The organism is Streptomyces lasalocidi (assembly GCF_005280215.1).
In the GTDB taxonomy this organism is placed as follows: Bacteria; Actinomycetota; Actinomycetes; order Streptomycetales; family Streptomycetaceae; genus Streptomyces; species Streptomyces longwoodensis.
Genome location: NZ_SZNQ01000001.1, coordinates 7,635,845 through 7,653,777 on the forward strand (window position 1 = coordinate 7,635,845; position 17,933 = coordinate 7,653,777).

Here is a 17,933-nt window from a genome sequence, read left to right on the forward strand (position 1 = left end):
GCGCCTCCTGCAGGCCCGTCGGTCGTCTCCCCGCACGCCTACCCGCTCGGTCCATGACCGCTCACCCGCCCGTGCGGCCGGGTGACGCCTCCGCCGTCAGCTCCTGGTTCAGGGTGTGCAGGAAGTCGGCGACCGTGGCCAGCTGCGCGGGCGTGAACTGCCGCATGGTCGCCTCCGTGCTGCGGGCCAGCGGGCTGAAGTACTGGCGGGCGAGCGCCCGGGCGCCGGGGTTGTAGACCAGGTGCACGACCCGCCGGTCGGCGCTGTCCCGGGTCCGGCTGATGTGCCCGGCCCGCTCCAGCCGGTCCAGGCAGGCGGTCACCGCGCCGGAGGTGAGGTTCAGGCGCTCGGCGAGCCGCGACGGGGTCATCGGACGGCCCTCCAGGGCCGTGGAGTCCAGGATGGCCGCCAGGGCGTGGACATCGGTGGCGTGCAGGTCGTGGCGCTGGGCGAACGCGTGGGCGTGGCGGTTGAATTCGCTGTTCAGGGTGCGCAGCAGGACGGCGTAGGTCTGCAGGTCGGGAGCGCGGTCGTGAGCGCCGGCCTCGTCCGTGGCGCTCTCGTCGGAGGTGGCGGGCCGGCTGTCCCTGCTGCTGCGTTCCATACCCCTCAGGATACGATCACTCGATCATTGAGATACTTTTCGGCTGAGATACTTTACGTTTGAGTCGCCTCGTTCGAGGCACCCTTCCGTCGACGTCCCCCTCACGCCCGTTGGGAAGTGCATGAGCGCCCTGCGCCGACCGGTCCGCCGGCTGGTTCCCCTCGTCCTCGTCCTCGTGTGGCTCGGCCTGGGCGGAGCCTTCGGTTCCTACGCGGGCAAGCTCGGCGAGGTGGCCACCAACGACCAGGCGGCGTTCCTGCCGCGCAACGCCCAGTCCACCCGGGTCATCGAGGAGCAGAAGGCCTTCCACCAGGAGGAGACGCTGCCCGCGGTCGTCCTGTGGACCGCGCGGGACGGCGGGAAGGTCAGTGCCGCCCAGCAGGCCGACGCCACCCGGCGGCTGGCCTCCCTGGCCGACGTCGACGGCGTCGCGGGCAGGCCCTCGCCCGCGCTCCGCTCGCAGGACGGCCAGGCGCTGCAAGGCGTCGTCCCGCTCAGCCCCAGCCTGGGCGAACGGCTGCCCGAGGTGCTCGACCAGGTCCGGGCGAGCGCGGGCGACGTCCCCGGCGCACGGGTGCAGATCGCCGGGCCCGCCGCCACCCAGGGCGACCTCGGCGACGCCTTCGCCGGCATCGACGGCATCCTCCTCGGCGTGGCGCTGGCGGCCGTGCTGGTCATCCTGGTGCTCGTCTACCGCAGCGTGCTGCTCCCGTTTCTGATCATCGTCAGCGCCGTCTTCGCGCTCGGCGTGGCCTGCGCCCTCGTCTACGTCCTCGCCGACCACGACGTCGTACGCGTCGACGGGCAGGTGCAGGGCATCCTGTCCATCCTGGTGATCGGCGCGGCCACCGACTACGCGCTGCTTCTGACGGCGCGCTTCCGCGAGGAGCTGTCGCACCGGGACGACAAGGCGGCCGCCGCCCTCGCCGCCCTGCGCGGGTCCCTCGGCGCGATCACCGCCAGCGCCGCGACCGTCGCCCTGGGCCTGCTGGCCCTGCTGATCAGCGACCTGACCAACAACCGCGCGCTGGGCCCGGTGGGCGCCATCGGCATCGTGTGCGCGGTGGCCACCACGCTGACGTTCCTGCCCGCCGTGCTCGCCCTGCTGGGCCGGGCCGCCTTCTGGCCGGCCAAGCCGCGGTCGGCCGACGCGGCCACCGGCGGCCACGGCATCTGGCGACGGGTCGCGCACCGGGTGGACAGCGGTCCCCGGCGGCTGTGGCTGGGCACGACGGCCCTGCTCGTGGGCGCGGCCGCCTTCTTCCCCACCCTGGAGTCGAAGGGCGTGCCCCTGGACGAACTGTTCATCAACGACGCCCCGTCCGTCGCCGCGCAGCAGGCCCTCGGCAAGCACTTCCCCGGCGGCTCCGGCCAGCCGGCCGTGATCATCGCCGACGCGTCGAAGCGGGCGGAGGTGGCACGGGCCGCCGCCGGCACCCGGGGCGTGGCGGACGTCCGCGCGGTGACCGCGTCCGGCGCCCCGGGCGGGGCACCGCTGGTGGTCGACGGCCGGGTCCGCCTCGACGCGACCCTCACGGCCGCGCCGGACAGCGGGGCGGCCAAGGACACCGTGCGCCGGCTGCGGGACCGGCTCGACGCCCTCGACGCCGGTGCCCTGGTCGGCGGTTACACCGCCCAGCAGTACGACACCCAGCGCACCGCGGCACACGACCGCACGGTCATCATCCCCGTCGTCCTCGCGATCATCCTGGTCATCCTGGTGCTGTTGCTGCGCTCCCTGCTGCTGCCGGTACTGCTGGTGGCGACCGTGGCGCTCAACTACCTGGCGACGCTGGGCATCGCGAGCCTGGTCTTCACGCACGGCTTCGGCTTCTCCGGCACGGACGCCTCCGTCCCGCTGTACGGGTTCGTCTTCCTGGTCGCCCTGGGCGTCGACTACAACATCTTCCTGATGTCCCGGGTCCGGGAGGAGACCCTGCGCCACGGCACCCGGCAGGGCGTGCTCCGCGGACTGATCGCCACCGGAGGGGTCATCACCTCGGCCGGCGTCGTCCTGGCGGCGACGTTCGCGGCCCTCATCGTCATCCCGCTCGCGTTCCTCGCGCAGATCGCCTTCATCGTGGCCTTCGGCGTGCTGCTGGACACCCTCGTCGTCCGCTCGCTGCTGGTGCCGGCCCTCGTCCGGGACATCGACCGCACGGTGTGGTGGCCGAGCCGCCTGGCCCGGGAGGCGGGGGAGCGGAGTTGAGCCGGACGTGAGCGGGTGCGCTCCGTTCCGTCCCTGCGACGGGGCGCCCCCGCTCGACCGCTCCACCACCGTCGGTCCCCCGGCCCGCCCCCATTCCGCGCTGGACCCGCTTCCTGGACGACACCTTCGGCAACGACGCCGAAGGCCGCGAAGTGATCGGCGGCCCCTAAGATCTGACTCTCCGGAACCGCTCCGCGGAAAGTGAGCCAGAACCCGTTTTGGCGAACAAATCCACGCCGGCCGACGACGATCCGGGCTTCAGTACCATCGGCCGTCAGATCGCGTGTAACCCTGAAGTCGCTGACGAGTTCTCCGGACGGCTGCGCGAGGCCTTCGGCGGGATCCTCGACGACTACCCCGACGCACCCACCAGCACGGGGCAGTCCGATAGTCTCCCGGCGCCGACCCGCACGACGTCAGGGCTGGGCGGGCCGAGCCCGTACTGGACGTCGTACACCTACACGGACCCGGGACTGCGCGCCACCGAGACCACCCACACCACGTCCGCCACCATGACGAAGACCTACTGCTACAGCTCCACCCAGCCTCACGCCCTGAACGCGACCACCACGGCGGCCTCCTGTACCGGGGTCATCCCCTTCTATGGCTACGACACCGCGGGCAACACCACCAGCCGCCCTGACGGCACCGCCACCCAGTCCCTCACCTGGTCGCCCGAGGGCAAGCTCGCCGAGTTGAAGGAGGGCGCCGCCAGCACCGGCTACGTCTACGACGCCGACGGCAACCTGCTCATCCGTCGCAACGCGTCCGGCGAGACCGTCCTCTACCTGGGCACCACCGAGGTCCACCTGAACAACGCCACCGGCAGGTACTGGGGGCAGCGGTACTACGGGTTCGACGGCAACGCGGTCGCCCTGCGCAGCAACAAGACCGGCACCGACACCGTGTGCTGGCTCGCCGCCGACCAGCACGGCACGTCCAGCGTCGCGCTCAACTCGTCGACCCAGGCCGTCACCAAGCGCTACACCACACCCTTCGGCGCGACCCGCTCCGGCGGAACCGGCAGCTGGCCCGACGACAAGGCTTTCCTCGGCAAGACGGCGGACGCGAGCACCGGGCTGACCCATATCGGCGCCCGCGAGTACGACCCGTCCACGGGCCGCTTCATCAGCGCCGACCCGCTCCTGGAGACCGACAAGCCGCAGACCCTCAATGGCTACACCTACGCCGCCAACAACCCGGTCTCCTTCTCCGACCCGAGCGGTGAGCAGCTCATGGAGTGCGCCGAGGGCCTCATCGAGTGCCGGGGCGGAATGCCAGTCACCCACCACAAGAAGTCTCCCTCCCCCGGGTCCGGCAGCAACGGCAAGGGCAGCAGCGGCAAGACGGTCGTCCGGCACGGCGGCAAGAGCAACGTCGGCTCCGCCTGCGCCCTGACCTTCCACATGAGCGGCCATGACGCGGCCGTCTGCCAGTCGGGGTACGCGGCGCAGGTGTGGGCCATGGAGTACAAGGTCGAGGGCTACGTCACAGTGGACGTGGGCGACGGCGGCACCACCGCCAACACCGTTCCGGGCGCGAGCGGCAACAGCACCGGCAACGACGGCGCCGCGGATGTCATCCTGTGGACGAAGGACAAGGTGTACATCTGGGAGGTCAAGCCGGGCAACGAGTACGGCAAGACCGACGGGCCGAAGGACCTCACCAGGTATGTCGAGGGTATGTCCGACTACCTGGAGGACCAGGGCGACGACCGGACCGTGGAGCGCGGCCCCGGCCTGCTCTCCGGCCGGGCGGCGTCACGCGAGGGCATCGTGAACGTCTGGTCCAAGGCGGAGTACCCCGGCATGCGCTTCTACGGCCGCAAGAACCGCGACAATCCCACGCCCAGGCCCGGCCCCAGTCCTATTCCCAAGCCCACAGCGAGCACCGCGGCTCCGGTCGAGGAACCCGCGCCGGGCACGGTCGACGCCCCGGCTCTGGAACCAGCGCCTGGCCCGACCGGGGTAGCCTCGGCAGGTGGGGCCGCGGGTGGCTTCGAAGTGTCGCCGGGCGCGCAGAAGGCCGGAGCGGGAGTGATGATCTTCACCGGTGTGCTGTTCACGGTCGGGTTCGTCTTCAACGGTCTGACGGGCGGAGCCTTCGCCTGACCAGGCGCCCACTAGGGTCGGAAGTGATGGGAGAAGGAGAAGGCCACGATGGATGAAGAGGCACCCAGCATGGACGTGACCATCTGGGCCACGCTGGACGAGCGGGCGCCCGCACCGCGCGGGGACCTCGTCGTCCACTGGTTCCGCACCGCGATCGACACCTTCTTTTTGGGCGAGGCGAAGGAGACCATGGGCTCCTACGCGGCCGTCACCCAGACAATCAGCGGTGATGAGGAGATCCGGCTCAAGGACCTCCGGGCGAACTGGCCGGCGCTCGCGGAAGCCTTGCGTACGAACCCCTTCCACGCCAATGCCGGCTTCCACGAGCCCTCGGTGGACGAGGAGGAATGGGTCGACGACTTCGGACGCGTCGGCAGCCAGCACAGGGGCCGCGGCGGTACGCACACCGAACTGTCCGCGGCCCTCCTGGTCGGAAACCGGATCTCCGACCCCGCCTTCTGCGCCCGCCTCGTCGACTTCCTGGCCGCCGCCCTCGACGGCGCGAATCCCGTCTTCGCCCGCGTCGACCACCTGAACTTCCACGACACCCCCGACCTGGAGGCCGCACTGCGGCGGACCCACCGCAGGTACCTCCAGGAGTCCCGCACCCACCTGCGCGGCTACTCCTGGATCACCGGCATGCCCGGCGAACTCGCCGCCCGCCTCGGCGGCTCCCCACGCCTCACCGCGACCGGCGCCTTCCACGCCGTACGGGAACTGCGGGGCGGCGGCCTGCTGCTACAGGCGACCGAGACGCTCGCCGGGTACGACGACCGGGCCATGCGCCAGGTCTTCCGTGTCCTCGCCCCCGTACTTCCCCCGGGCATCCCACAGGACGACCCCGCCCGGGAGAAGCTCCGCGTGGTATTCGAGGACGCGAGCGGCATCTGAGGAGGATCCGTCGTCAGGTCTGCCAGGCGTTGTGCGATGTGGAAGTGGGGCGTGGGACGCGTCTTGGTCATCGCGAAGGAGATGCCGGTGGAGGTGTCGGCATATACGTAGCTGCCGCCGCCACCGGCCCAGCCGAGCGTGGTGGACGTCTCGTCGGCGATGGACGACAACCTGCGAGCCGGTCTCGACTCCGGTATCAACGAGCTGGTCGCCTGTGATCACCGCCTCGCCCAGCCCCACCACCGACGCCCACGGCGTGGCCTGCGCGCCTGCAGACGAGAACGGCCCCAGCTCAGCACCCGGTTCGCTGCCCACCATGTCGTCACATCCTGAATGAGCCATGCCCGGTCAACCGGCGCAGGTGAAGCAGGGCCGGCGGCTGGAATTCCGCGTACGGGTGCCGCCTTCGCGCTCCGCGCGTGGAGGGGCTCGGTGCCACGCTGGTCAGCCGCGGGGCAGCACACCCAGGAGGGTCGCGGTCAGGGCCTGCTCCAGGTAGTCCTTCAGCTCCAAGTGGAAGCGGGCCAGGTCGGGTTCGGCCTCGTAGGCCGCCCGCAGGCTTGGCGGGGGAGTGCTGAACGCCGACACCGCGCCGGCCACGACCATGGTCTGCAGGCTGAACAGTGTGGCGTTCTCGCCCAGCTCCGGCAGGTGCCCGCGGATCAGGTCGGTCATGGTGGTCAGGCGCTCCAGGGAGGCGCGCTTGTAGCGGGCCACGACCTCGACGGAGACGTTGTGTTCCAGGACGCTTCCCTGGGCGCCGAAGAGTTCGCACAGCACCTTCCGGCGGGACAGCGAGCTGCTGAGGATCTCGGCCACCGCTGCCGCCCGCCCGGGCATGGGGAGGTCTGCGCCGACGCCGGCGGCCAGTTCTCCCGACAGTTCCGTCAGCCACTCCTGCAGGAAGCGGTCCAGGAGTTCCAGCAGCACCGCCTCGCGCGACTCGAAGTAGCGCAGCACGTTCGGCTTCGCCAGGCCTACCCGGCGGCTGAGCTCGTTGAGGGTGACCGCGGCCACCGGCATCTCGTCGAGCATCGCCGACGCCGTGTCGAGGATCGCCCGTCGGCGGAGCTCCCGCTGCTCCTCGGTCCGCGCCCGCTGGAAAGTCACGATCACCAGCCTAACTTACGTACCTCCGGTACGTTGACAACGTACCGGGAGTACTTTAACGTCGATGGCACAAGATACCTCCGGTACTTAACGAAGTGGGAGCCTGGCATGAGTGGTAAATGGACGACGGCTGACATTCCGGACCAGCGCGGGCGGGTGGCCGTGGTGACCGGGGCCAACACCGGACTGGGGTACGAGACCGCCAAGGCGCTCGCCGAGCGCGGGGCGTCCGTGGTCCTCGCGGTGCGCGACGTCGAGAAGGGCGAGCGGGCCGCGGCCCGCATGACCGGCGACGTGTCCGTACAGGCGCTGGACCTGACCTCGCTCGACTCCGTACGGACCGCGGCGGCGGCCCTGCGGTCCCGGTTCGACCGGATCGACCTGCTGATCAACAACGCCGGCGTCATGTACACCCCGAGGCAGACCACCGCCGACGGCTTCGAGACGCAGTTCGGCACCAACCACCTCGGCCACTTCGCCCTGACCGGCCTGCTGCTGGACCGGCTCCTGCCCGTGCCCGGCTCACGCGTCGTGACGGTCAGCAGCACCGGCCACCGCATCCGGGCCGCCATCCACTTCGACGACCTCCAGTGGGAACGCTCGTACAGCCGCATCGGCGCCTACGGCCAGGCGAAACTCGCCAACCTGATGTTCACCTACGAACTGCAGCGCCGGCTCGCCGCGCACGGCACCACGGTCGCGCTGGCCGCCCACCCCGGCGTGTCCAACACCGAACTCGTCCGCAACGCGCCCGCCGCGCTGCGCATGCCCGTCACCTGGCTCGCGCCGCTGATCACCCAGACACCGGCCATGGGCGCCCTGCCCACCCTGCGCGCCGCCACCGACCCCGGCGCGCTCGGCGGCCAGTACTACGGTCCCGGCGGGAGCTACGAGATCAAGGGCCACCCCCGGCTGGTCACCTCCAGCCCGCAGTCGTACGAGGTGGCCGTCCAGCAGCGGCTGTGGGCCGTCTCCGAAGACCTCACCGGGGTGAAGTTCCCTGCGGCCCGGTCCCAGCAGCACTCCGTCCTCCCCGAACCGGCCGCCACGGTGTAGTCCGCGCGCGCCGGCAGGGGGCACCGGCCCCATCGGGCTGTCCGGCGCGCGCACTGCGCCGCAAGATTCCGTGACCGGATCACGACGGCATGCCGAAGCGGCATCGGGCGACGCAGGACGGGTACTGCGAATCCATCAGGACGTGCGCGGGGAAACCTGGGAGTTGCCGGCGTGAAGATCACTTACCTGGGCCGGCCGAGTACGGCTGCCCCTGGTGCAGCTGTGTCCCGGACCGGCCCCAGGTGGTGCCCGTACGCGTATCCGTTCGGCCGGCTGCGGTGGGCCGTGATGCCCGCGGTGCCCGGGAGTCAGCGGTGAGCGCGGGGCCGGGGCTGCCCGGCGCGCTGGCCCATCTCGAGCCGCTGCTGGACAAGGGCGGCTACGCGGCGCTGGCGCTGCTGGTCGGCCTGGACAACGCGCTGATCCCCGTCCCCGGGCAGACGATGTTGATCGTGGCCGCCGTCTATGCGGGGACCGGCCGGATGAACGTCATCGCCGTCGTCCTGGTCGCGTGGGCGGCCGCCACCGCCGCCGCGGAAGCGGCCTATCTGCTGGGGTGCCGCCAGGGCAGTGCGCTGATCAACCGGTACGGCCACTACGTCCGCCTCACCCCGCAGCGCTACGCGCGCGCGGAATCCTTCTACCGGCGCCGCGGCACGAGCATCGTCTGTGCCGCCCGCTTCGTGGACGTGCTGCGCCAGACCAACGGCCTGCTCGCCGGCGCCAATCACCTGCCCCATGCGTCGTTCTCCGCAGCCAACGCGGTCGGCGCCGCCGCATGGGCGGGTGCGTGGACGGCGCTCGGCTACGGCGCCGGCACCAACATCGGCCCCCTGTACCGCGAGGCCGTGCGCTACCAGCTCCTGCTGCTCCCCGCCCTCGCCCTGTTCCTCGCTCTCCTCCTCGCCCGCGGGTGGTGGAAGCGCCGTCACCGGCAACCGCAGGACCGTGCGTCGGCCTCCTGATGCCCGACGCGTGCGTGCCTCCGGCCGGGTCGATGGTGCGGGGGATCTGGTCATCGGCCCGGCCGGCCCCCGGGGAGGGTTTCCGTCGGCACACACCCCTCGCGACAACGACCCGGGAAGGAACGAGGGCCTTGCGCCGGAACCCGGCGCCGGGCCCTCCCTGGCGCCAGGATCGTCGTCCGTCGTCGCCGCCGCAGGCAAACCCCGATGGCCGTCGATGTCACTTTTCCCGTCGGCTCCCCGTCGCTTTGTGTGCTTCTTGGCCGGACTTTGAGTCACCGCCCGCATCATGGTCCCGGCCTGCGGGCCGTCAGGTCGAGGTGCGAGCCAGGAGAGTGCACGTGAGCAGCGAGTGGTTCCGGACGTACGCTCCGGTCGAGAAGCGGCCCGGCGCCGGTCCCGGCGTGCAATTGGTCTGCTTTCCGCATGCCGGCGGCGCGGCCAGCGCCTACGTCCGGCTCGCCCGGCTCCTGGCGCCGGGCTGCCAGGTGCTGAGCGTGCAGTATCCGGGCCGCCACGACCGACGGCACCAGGCGCCGGTCGCGGACATCGGGCTCCTCGCGGACGCCGTCGCCGAGGAGGTGACGCGGCACGTGAGGGGGCCGTACGCCTTCTTCGGGCACAGCATGGGCGCCGTCGTCGCCTACGAGACGGCCCGCCGGCTGCACGGGCACGGCGCCCCCGTCCGGCTGTTCCTGTCCGGCCGGGGAGCACCGGGTGACGAGCCCGGCGTGCACGACCGGATCGGCACGGACGCGGAACTGCTCGCCGTCGCGGCCGGGTTGGGCGGCACGGCGGCCGATCTCCTCGACGATCCGGACGTACGGGAGATGGTCCTGCCCGCGCTGCGGGCCGACTACAAGGCGCTCGGCTCGTACGCCCGCACCCCCGGTCCCCGGCTGCACGTTCCGTTCACCGTGCTCATCGGGGACCGGGACCCGGTGGTCCCAGTGGCCGAGGCCGCCGCCTGGGAGGCCTTCACCACCGCACCCACGGACTGCCGGGTGTTCGCCGGCGCCCACTTCTACCTGAACGACGGCCCCAACCTGGACGCCGTCGCCCGGATCGTCACCGCCGCCCTGGCCGAGCCGGACCGCAGTCCGGTGGACGGGGGCGCCACGCAGGCCGGAGCCGGTGCGCGGAGCGTGGCAACAGGGGCCTCGGGCGGTGGCTCGGAAGGGTCGGGTTCCGCATGGAGGTGAACCGCTGGACCGACGTCTGGATCGGCGGCGCCGCCACCACCACTGCCGCGGAACGGTCCTACGACGCTTCCGCAGCCGTGGGGGAGACGCGCCGGGGACTGCGGGGGAGGCCGTGGCAGGCTCCCGCCGGGCGGACCGACCCGGCGGACATGGTGGTGCGTGCGGCGCTGACCGCGCGGCGTCGGTCGGGGGCGCCGGACGGCGGGGTGGATCTCGTCCTGCACGCCACGGCCGGTGGCCCCGGTGCCGGGGCCGGCACGGCGGCTGCGGTGCTGCGCGGGCTCGGCTGTCCGGCGGCCACCGCCTGGGAGGTGTGCCGGCCTGTGGCCGGCGGCGTGCTGGCCCTGCATCTGGCAGCGCAGTACGTCTCGGGCCGGCCCGAGACGCCGTTGATCGCCCTGGTCACCGCCGTGGACGGTGCGTCGACGTACCCGGACGGCCGGCCGGAGCAACCCGGCGGGGGGAGCACGGGCGAGGCGGCCGGACTGGTCCTCACGACGGCGGCCGGCGGGGCCCGGCTGCTGTCGACCGTCGTGCTGGGCGATCCGCCGTACGGCGCCCTGCTGCGCACGGATCTCCCGTGGCAGGTGCCCGCGCACCGCAACGCGCCGGGGACACCGGGGAAACGCGGGACATGGGCGTGGGTGAGGGGGCGCGGTCGGCGCCCTGCCACGGAGTGCGCCGCGCCCGTGCACGGCACCCCGTCCCGACCGATCGCCGTGCCGGAACACGCCATCGGGCTCGGTGGGCGCGAGGGTGAGGCGGTACGGCTCGCGCTGGCGGAGTGCGAGCGCACCGTGGACGACGTCGGCTGTTACGTCCTCGCCCCGGGGGACGGCGGCGCTCGGACATCCGGTGGACATGTGGCGGCACTGGCCCGGCTGTTGGAGGAGGACCGGCCCCGGTACGGGGGCACCGTCGTGCTGGTCGGCGGCGACGGGCATGGCGTCGGCTGCGCCGTCCTGGAGATCACCGGCACCGGCTGATCGCGCTCTCACCCCTCTGCCCTCAGCCAGACGGACGGTCGCTCTAGTATTTCGATCGATCCACTCCGTTTCCGTGACCGAATCTTGACCCTGAGGGGTTCCCTTCCGGGCATATGTCGGGGCGACTTGTCCGTGTTTCCCCCTCTATCTACCGCCATAAAGATCACTTCGGGCTGTACAAAGCGCCGTTCACAATGGTTGTGTTGGAGCGTGGATAGCGCCCCCTAGAAAGGGCGTTCGTTCTAATCAGACGTTGCGTGACGCGGTGGGGGGCTTCGCGATGTGGTCTGCAGGACCGTGTGCGGGTGCGGCGCACGGGCCATCCGTACCGGCATCGCTGGTCGCCGAAGCGAGCGTCCCTGTCTTCGCGTCCCTGGCGCGCAGCGGGTACCGGCGCAAGGCCGAGCAGTACGTACGGGCCCTGCTCGACGTACCGGGACGCAAGACGCTCACGTCCATCGGCGCGCAGTGGGGCGGCGCCGCGGCCGGCCAGAGCGTGCACCACTTCATCACCGCCTCCCCGTGGGACTGGCGGCCGGTGCGCCGTTCCCTGGCCCGGTACGCGCAGCAGGTGCTGTCGCCCGAGGCCCTGGTCGTCGAGCCCGCCGTCGTCCTGGGGGCCGTGCCCCGTGCGGCCGGGACCGAGCGCTGCGCACTACGCCGGCGGACGCCGGCCGGGACGGGCCCGCAGGCCCTGGGTGCCTGGCTCGTGTCGGCGGCGGGGTCCGTTCCCGTGGACTGGCACCTGTTGCCGTCGCCTCAACTCGGCGGCGCGACCGGCAGCCGCCCCGGCGCCGGTGGCCCTCCAGGCAGCGGCAGTGGTCACGGCACCCGGAGCCGTGACCGTACTGCGACGGCCGGCGCGCTGGGCGCCCATGTCCTGGCGAGCGCGACCGACGCCGCCCGCCTGCTGCCCGGCCGGCGCGGCCCGGTCGTGGTGGACGCCGACGGACTCGACGCGGTCGACGTGGTCCACGGACTCCGGTCGCTCGGCGACGAGTTCGTCGTCCGTGTGACGGCCGCAACGCCCCTGCGGATCGACCGGGCCCGGCTCCCGCGCTGTGACGCGCGCCCGAGCACGGCGGCCCGGATCGCCGGCGCGCTGGCGGAACTGCGACGCCCCCTCGGCCCGTGCGACCCGGCGGTCACGGCGGCCGCCGTCCCGGTCGCCTTCGACGGCCCGTCGACACGCGACGACCCCTTCGAGCTGGTGCTGCTCAGCGAGTGGGAGAGCCGGCGAGAGCCCCGCTCCTTCTGGCTGACGAACCTTCGGACCCTGCCCCTGTCGGCGCTGATGCGTCTGGCGCGGCTGCCCGGCCGCGTCAGACACGACATGACCGGCGTCTCGGAACGTCTGGGCCTGCGCGACTACGCCGGACGGTCCTACCGGGGGTGCCACCACCACCTCACCCTCGTCTCCGTCGCCCAGCTGCTCACGGTGGTGCACGCGATGGCGGACCACCCGCCCGAGCCACGCACCGCATGACACGGCCGGCGGCCCGGGACGAGACCTCGGGACCCGTCCCGGCAACGCGCCGCCGCCCTCGGCACCCCAGCGCCTTCCCGCCTCGTGACAGCTCGAAGAGTCCCCTGAACCAGCACTGATCGCACCGGAACAGGAGCGTGCGTTGTGGAACTGAAGCTCAGCGGTTCCTTTGAAATCGTCACCGAAGACGGGCACGTCCACGCCCCCAGAGCCCCCAAGGTCTCCCGGCTCCTGGCCGTCCTGGCATGCCGGCCGCGCACGACGGTCGCCACGGACACCCTGATCCGGGAACTGTGGGGCGAGAGCCCTCCGGCCGGTGCCCTGCGCACGCTGCAGACCCACGTGTACCACGCCCGGCGCATGCTGGCCGGCCTCCAGGCCTGTCCACCCGGCCGCGAGTTGCTGGTGACCCAGGGGCCGGGCTACCGGCTCGAGGTGGCCGACGAGGACGTCGACGTGCGCGCATTCGAAAACCTCGTCCGCCGTAGCCAGACGGAACTGGACGCGCGACTGCCGGACGCCGCCTCGCACCACGTCACCCGCGCCGTCGCCCTGTGGCGAGGACCCCTCCTGAGCAACCTGCCGGTCGGCCCGGTCCTCGCGAGCCGCACCGCCCGCCTGGAGGAACTGCACCTGCGGGCCCTGGAACTGCGCATCGAGATCGCGGTGGCACGCGGCCAGTTCCGGCACGTGCTGCCCGACCTGCGCGCCCTCGTCGAGGAATACCCCCTGCACGAGTGGTTCCACGACCAGCTCATCCAAGCCCTGCACCGGGTGGGCCGACGGGGCGAGGCCCTGCAGGCCTACCACAACCTCTACGTCCTGCTCAGAACCGAACTGGGGTTGGAGCCCTCGGCCGAACTGAAACGCCTGCACGCGCAGATCCTGGATTCGGCCACCACCGCGGCCCTGGACCGGCCGGACCACCGGGCCGCCTGACGAACGTGTGCCATCCGTCGCCGGCGGAAGCCGTCCGGGGCAACGACGCCACGGAACGGCGGACACGAGGGACGGCAGACGGCGGCGGCGCCCAGCCGACCGCCTGGGCGTCTGCTGTGGCTGTCCTTCGTACCGGCTCGGACCGGGGCGGCCCACGGTGACATCCGGATCCCCTTCGCAGGGGTCCGGCTGTCCCTCCACCACCCGCCACGGACCGAGCCGTCGTGTGGAAACACATGCCGCATTCAAGGGGGAAGCAATGCAGTTCCGCGTACTGGGTCCACTCGAGGTACTCGACCAGGGCAGGCCGGTGGTGCTGCGCGGCACCAAGCAGCGTGCCACCCTCGGGTTCCTGTTGCTCCAGCCGAACCGAGTCGTGCCCGTCAGCCAGTTGCTCAACGCCTTGTGGGGCGTCGACGAAGCTCCCACGACAGCGCGCAAAATACTGCAGAACGCGGTGTACGGCATACGCGGACTGCTCAGCCCCCGGGCCGACTCCGTGCAGCCCGACACCTACGCGCAGACGGGTCCGACCCTGCTCACCCAGCCCGCCGGCTACATGATGCGGGTCATACCCGAGCACGTGGACGTGCACCTGTTCCACCGCAGGGTCGCCCAGGGGCGGGAACAGCGGGCCCAGGGTGCGCCGGAACGGGCGGCCGGGCTGCTGCGCGAGGCGCTCGGCCTGTGGCGCGGCCCTGCCCTCGCCGACCTGGTGGAAGCCGGGATCGACTGGCCCGAACTCGCGGCACTCGAGAAGACGCGACTGGACGTCCTGGAGGACTACTTCGACGCCCAACTGGCCTGCGCACGCCACTACGAGGTCCTGCCCGAACTGGAGACCATGGTCCAGGCCGAGCCGCTGCGCGAACGCTCGTGCGGCCAGCTGATGCTCGCCCTGTACCGGTGCGGCCGACAGGTCGACGCCCTCAACGCCTACAGTCGGCTGCGGGCCCAGCTCGTGGAGAACCTGGGACTGGAGCCGGCCCGCGAACTGCAGGCCCTGCAGCAGGCGATCCTCGCCCAGGACATCTCGCTCTCCCCCGGCGTCGGCGGACCGCTGCCGGACCGGACCGGCGACGCCCCGGTGCGCGACGGCGGCGCCTACGGGATCGTCCGCACCGAGGCCACGGTCACCGCCCCGGCGCCCCCGCCCCCCGACGACGGGCCGGCGCCGGCCCGCTTCACCGACGGCGCCCGCCGCAGGGTGGCGATCCTGTCCGTCTCCACCCGGCTCGTTCCCGCCCCGGACGGCGGCGCGCAGGAGGACGTGGACGACCTCCTGGCCGGTACGACCCTGATGGTCCGGGAACAGATCGAGCGGTTCGGAGGAAAGGTCACGGCCTCCATCGGGTCGGTGTCCCTGGCGCTGTTCGGCCTGCAGGACCCCGCCGAGGAAGACGTGAGCCGGGCGGTGCTCGCCGCGCTCGCCGTCCGCGACATCCTTGTCGTCGCCGACGAGGCGGGCCGGCTGACGGCACGCGCCGCCGTGACCGTGGGCGACGTACTGCTGCGGCACGGGGAGTCCGACGACGCGCCCGCCGTCGTGGGCGCCGCCCTGGACGAGTCCCACGCGCTGCTGACCGAGGTGTCCGGCGACGAGGTGTGGGTGCGTGACGAGGTGCGCCGGGCCACCGCGAGCACCATCTCCTACAGCAAGGTCGAGGACGCACCGCGGCTGTGGCGGGTGACGGGAAGGCGGGAGTCCGCCCCGGGGCAGGGGGTGGGGGCCCGGCAGACGTGCGAACTGGACGTGCTGAGCGGCCTGGTACGGCGGACCTGGCTCCGCTCGGTGCCGCACCTGGTCACCGTACTGGGCGAAGAGGCGAGCGGCAGAAACCAGTTACTGGAGGACTTCCGCGGCTGGAGCGCGCGCCAGAGCGACTCGGTGCTGTTCCTGACCGGGCGTACGCCGTCGGCACCCGATGACGACCCCCTCCAGGCGCAGGCGGAGATACTGGCCGCCTACTGCGGGCTGCGCCCCGCTCAGGACGGCACGGCCGTTCTGGAGCGCGAGACGCGGTACCTGTTCACGTCGGAGCGGACGGCGGACTGGATCGTGTCCCGGCTCGCGCCGCTCGTCAGCAGCACGGCGCGGCCGGGAGACGCCTACCGCGGGGACGACCGCCTGGCCGACACCCTCCATGCCTGGCGCACCTTCTTCCAACAGGTCGCGCGCCGCCGCCCCGTGGTGCTCGCCGTCGACGACCTTCACCGCGCCTCCGACCAGGTACTGGAGACCGTCGAGGCCTGCGCCGGGTCGACCGGGCCGTGCCGATTGTTCGTCGTCGCCGCCGCGGGCCCCGAACTGCTGCTGCGCCGGCCGTCGTGGGGCGGCGGGAAGCACCACGCGACCACGGTGACCCTGGACCCGCCCGAGCGGGTGAGCACCGGACCGTGGGGCGAGGTCATCGGCTGCGGCAACTGACGTCCAGGCGCCCCGCTCCACACGTGCGGCTGCCCACCACCACATCCCTTCTCGTAATCCGTCCCATCGGCGTGCATTCCGCTTCCCGGCACGGGCCCACTTCTCGTCGGCCCGTGCCGCCGCATGCCCCGGTGCGGGCGTCGCCTTTTCGCGTTGTCGCGCACCGCATTTCCCGGACGAGCGGGGTGCCGGTGGCCGGGGCCCATCGCGCGGTAATCGCGTGTCCGCTCTCCCGATGACCTGCCCATGACTGCGCACTGGATTCCGCAAGCACAGGATGGCGTGACGACAAGGAGCGACATGAATACGGAATACGCGGAAACCGAACTCGCCGAGCCCCATCTGCGCCGTCTGCTGGGCACCGCCGGACTGGACGTCGAGTACGTGTCCGGAGAGGGCAACACACTCCACCACCGCGCTGGGAACGGCTCCCTGATCCCCGTCCTCGACTTCGCCGGCGGCTACGGCTCCCTGATCCTCGGGCACAACCACCCCGAGATCGTCGCCCGGGCCCGGGAACTGCTCGACGCCCGCTCGCCGGTGCACGCCCAGTTCTCCTCCCACCCGTACGCCAACCGCCTCGCCGCCGAGCTGAACCGCATCATCCACCGCGAGACCGGCGTCGAGGAGCCGTACTACGCCACGTTCGCCAACAGCGGCGCGGAGGCGATCGAGGCCGCCGTGAAACACGCCGAACTGGACCGCGGCGCACGGCTGTCCGCCCTGCTGGCGGAGACACGCGCGAGCGCCGAGGAGACGCGCGCCGCGGTGCTGGCCGGCCGGGCGACCGTTGCCGCCCCCGTCCACGAGCGGCTCGGGGTGCCGCGTCCGGCGCGGGACGAAGACGGCATCGACCTGCTGATCGCCGAGGCGAGCAGGCACAACGCCGAGGTCGCCGGACGGCCTCCGGTGCTGCTCGCCCTGCAGGGCGGCTTCCACGGCAAGCTGATGGGAAGCGTCCAGCTCACCCACAACGAGGGGTACCGGGCGCCCTTCGCGACACTCGGCGTGCGGACGCGGTTCGTGCCGATGGACCGCCCCGACGTCCTGAAGGAGGTGCTGGAGCAGGAGAGCGGCACGCTGTACGAGCTCCGGCACCGCGCTGGCCGCGTGGAACTGGCCGAGCGCGAGCACCCCGCCTACTGCGCGTTCCTGCTCGAACCCGTCCAGGGAGAGGGGGGCATCCGGCCGCTCTCCCGCAAGTTCGCCGAGGACATCCAGGAGTTCGGCCGTCAGGCCGACTGTCCGCTCGTCGTCGACGAGGTGCAGAGCGGTATGGGCCGCACCGGCGCCCTGCTGGCCAGCGCCGCACTGGGCCTGCGCGGCGACTACTACGCCCTCGCCAAGTCCCTCGGCGGCGGCCTGGCCAAGGCCTCCGTGATGCTCGTGCGGGAGGCCCGCTACCGGCCGGAGTTCGAGCTGGTGCACAGCTCGACCTTCGCCAAGGACAGCTTCTCCTGTCACATCGCGCTCAAGGTGCTGGAACTGCTGGAGGCGGACGGCGGCCGTCTCTACCGGCAGGCGGCCGAGCGCGGGGAGGCCCTGGCCGCGATGCTCCGACGGGTCGCCGCCGCCTTCCCGGACGTGGTCAAGGAGGTGCGCGGCCGGGGCCTGATGCAGGGCTTCGAGTTCCACGACCAGAGCGGGGCGCGCAGCCCGCGGCTCGCCGAGGCCGCCCGCTCGGGCCTGTTCGGGTACGTCGTCGCCGGGCACCTGCTGCACGCCCACGCCATCAGGACCTTCCCGACGGCGAGCGCCGTGCACACGCTGCGGTTCGAGCCGTCCGTCCTCCTCACCGACGACGAGATCGCCCGCCTGGAACGGGCGTTGACCGACGTGTGCCGGATCGTCCGTGACCAGGCCGCGGAACGGCTCGCCGTGCCGGCCTGAGGCCACCGGACCGGAGCCCGGCGAAAACCCGGCCCTCGAACGGATAAACGGCCTCG

13 protein-coding genes are annotated in these 17,933 nt (G+C 72.2%); 11 read left to right on the forward strand and 2 right to left on the reverse strand.

Annotation, left to right across the window (positions count from 1 at the left end; genetic code table 11):
- Nucleotides 1-61: 61 nt before the first annotated feature.
- The gene (locus E4U91_RS34365; protein WP_137310413.1) at nucleotides 62-604 is read right to left on the reverse strand and encodes a MarR family winged helix-turn-helix transcriptional regulator; all 543 of its coding nucleotides are present in this window, start codon (nucleotides 602-604) and stop codon (nucleotides 62-64) included.
- Between the two features lie 121 nt (nucleotides 605-725).
- Between E4U91_RS34365 and E4U91_RS34370 the strand changes: the two genes are divergently transcribed.
- From E4U91_RS34370 to E4U91_RS34380, 3 genes are all read left to right on the forward strand, one after another.
- Nucleotides 726-2,813, forward strand: a complete 2,088-nt coding sequence (locus tag E4U91_RS34370) for an MMPL family transporter (protein WP_137310414.1) — start codon at nucleotides 726-728, stop codon at nucleotides 2,811-2,813.
- 218 nt (nucleotides 2,814-3,031) lie between these two features.
- A complete protein-coding gene (locus E4U91_RS39835) occupies nucleotides 3,032-4,924 on the forward strand; it encodes an RHS repeat-associated core domain-containing protein (protein ID WP_338326700.1) in 1,893 nt (630 codons plus the stop codon).
- 48 nt (nucleotides 4,925-4,972) lie between these two features.
- Complete coding sequence (locus tag E4U91_RS34380; RefSeq protein ID WP_137310416.1) at nucleotides 4,973-5,815, forward strand: DUF3396 domain-containing protein; 843 nt, start codon at nucleotides 4,973-4,975, stop codon at nucleotides 5,813-5,815.
- A gap of 444 nt (nucleotides 5,816-6,259) precedes the next feature.
- Here E4U91_RS34380 and E4U91_RS34390 read toward each other — a convergent pair whose 3' ends face one another.
- Entirely contained in the window at nucleotides 6,260-6,925 is a 666-nt protein-coding gene (locus E4U91_RS34390) for a TetR/AcrR family transcriptional regulator (RefSeq protein ID WP_137310417.1), read from the reverse strand.
- A gap of 108 nt (nucleotides 6,926-7,033) precedes the next feature.
- Here E4U91_RS34390 and E4U91_RS34395 point away from each other — a divergent pair, with 108 nt between their 5' ends.
- The 8 genes from E4U91_RS34395 (at nucleotide 7,034) to E4U91_RS34430 (ending at nucleotide 17,877) form a co-directional block, all read left to right on the forward strand.
- On the forward strand, nucleotides 7,034-7,981 hold the full coding sequence (locus tag E4U91_RS34395) for an SDR family NAD(P)-dependent oxidoreductase (RefSeq protein ID WP_137310418.1): 948 nt from the start codon (nucleotides 7,034-7,036) through the stop codon (nucleotides 7,979-7,981).
- A 314-nt stretch (nucleotides 7,982-8,295) separates the two neighbouring features.
- Nucleotides 8,296-8,946: a DedA family protein gene (locus tag E4U91_RS34400; RefSeq protein ID WP_137310419.1), complete on the forward strand. Its 651-nt coding sequence runs from the start codon at nucleotides 8,296-8,298 to the stop codon at nucleotides 8,944-8,946.
- 341 nt (nucleotides 8,947-9,287) lie between these two features.
- Entirely contained in the window at nucleotides 9,288-10,148 is an 861-nt protein-coding gene (locus E4U91_RS34405) for a thioesterase II family protein (RefSeq protein ID WP_241678787.1), read from the forward strand.
- Complete coding sequence (locus E4U91_RS34410) at nucleotides 10,139-11,134, forward strand: beta-ketoacyl-[acyl-carrier-protein] synthase family protein (RefSeq protein WP_137310421.1); 996 nt, start codon at nucleotides 10,139-10,141, stop codon at nucleotides 11,132-11,134. The genes E4U91_RS34405 and E4U91_RS34410 overlap by 10 nt, the downstream gene beginning before the upstream one ends.
- Nucleotides 11,135-11,414: 280 nt before the next feature.
- A complete protein-coding gene (locus tag E4U91_RS34415) occupies nucleotides 11,415-12,620 on the forward strand; it encodes an IS701 family transposase (RefSeq protein WP_137310422.1) in 1,206 nt (401 codons plus the stop codon).
- Nucleotides 12,621-12,764: 144 nt separating this feature from the next.
- Nucleotides 12,765-13,559 (forward strand): AfsR/SARP family transcriptional regulator, encoded by a 795-nt coding sequence (locus E4U91_RS34420; RefSeq protein ID WP_137310423.1) that lies wholly within the window; start codon nucleotides 12,765-12,767, stop codon nucleotides 13,557-13,559.
- 259 nt (nucleotides 13,560-13,818) lie between these two features.
- The gene (locus E4U91_RS38700) at nucleotides 13,819-15,987 is read left to right on the forward strand and encodes an ATP-binding protein (protein WP_206666919.1); all 2,169 of its coding nucleotides are present in this window, start codon (nucleotides 13,819-13,821) and stop codon (nucleotides 15,985-15,987) included.
- 300 nt (nucleotides 15,988-16,287) lie between these two features.
- On the forward strand, nucleotides 16,288-17,877 hold the full coding sequence (locus E4U91_RS34430) for an aspartate aminotransferase family protein (protein WP_137310424.1): 1,590 nt from the start codon (nucleotides 16,288-16,290) through the stop codon (nucleotides 17,875-17,877).
- The last annotated feature ends 56 nt before the right edge of the window (nucleotides 17,878-17,933 follow it).